Source organism: uncultured Maribacter sp. (assembly GCF_947500405.1).
GTDB lineage: Bacteria > Bacteroidota > Bacteroidia > Flavobacteriales > Flavobacteriaceae > Maribacter_B.
Map to the genome: position 1 here is coordinate 1 of NZ_CANMRY010000085.1, position 232 is coordinate 232.

General features: G+C 50.0%; 1 rRNA gene. It reads right to left on the reverse strand.

Annotated elements, in window-relative coordinates:
• Positions 1-232 (reverse strand): 23S ribosomal RNA (locus Q0945_RS16085); the annotation flags it as partial.

Sequence of the window (232 nt, forward strand, 5' to 3'; positions counted from 1 at the left end):
TTGAGGGCACCTTTAGAAGCCTCCGTTACTCTTTTGGAGGCGACCACCCCAGTCAAACTACCCACCACGCACTGTTCCCCGAGTAATCGGGGTTAGGCTTCAGACAAGCAAAGGCTAGTATTTCAACAATGACTCCACAACACCTGGCGATGCCACTTCAAAGTCTCCTAGCTATCCTACACATTGCTTGACCGAAGTCAATACGAAGCTATAGTAAAGGTGCACGGGGTCT